This is a genomic window from Kitasatospora nipponensis (assembly GCF_039528135.1).
GTDB classification, from domain to species: domain Bacteria; phylum Actinomycetota; class Actinomycetes; order Streptomycetales; family Streptomycetaceae; genus Kitasatospora; species Kitasatospora nipponensis.
On record NZ_BAAALF010001190.1, the window covers coordinates 1 to 511 of the forward strand.

2 pseudogenes are annotated in these 511 nt (G+C 68.5%); one reads left to right on the top strand and one right to left on the bottom strand.

Features of this window, described 5'->3' with window-relative positions:
* Window positions 1-183, top strand: a pseudogene (locus tag ABD323_RS45595) (ABC transporter ATP-binding protein); the annotation flags it as partial.
* On the opposite strand, the pseudogene ABD323_RS45600 reads toward ABD323_RS45595, so the two are convergent.
* A pseudogene (locus ABD323_RS45600) lies at window positions 152-511 on the bottom strand (hypothetical protein); the annotation flags it as partial. The pseudogenes ABD323_RS45595 and ABD323_RS45600 overlap by 32 nt on opposite strands.

Sequence of the window (511 nt, forward strand, 5' to 3'; positions counted from 1 at the left end):
CGCAGCAAGGCCCGGATCCGCCAACTGTGCGCGGCAGCAGGCACGGTGTTCCTGGTCAGCCACAACAGCAACACGATCCGCACCACCTGCGAGCGGACCCTCTGGATGGAGTCCGGCGAACTCGTCATGGACGGCCCGACCGACGAGGTGGTCAACAGGTACGAACGCGGCCGGCTCCCCTGACCGATCGCCGCCCATTGTGGAAGTCCTCGCGCAGCGAGCGTCCGAGCTCGGAGACGTTCTGCGCTTGGACAGCGGACAGCCGTCGCATCTCCCACAGCAGAGCTGCGGCGTCCACGGCCTCCGGGGAGGGAGGGGGCGGCTCCTCGCGCAGGAAGACGCCCGTCAGCGCGGCCAGTTCGCGGGCGTCGATCCCCAACAGGGCGGCGAAGTCCGTCACCAGACGTGGGGTCAGTTCCTGGCGACCGGAGCCGATCACGCCGTAGGTCGCTGCCGACAGGTAGGTGGGCGTCACAGACCCAAGCACCTTCGCCATGCCCATCCAGTTCAG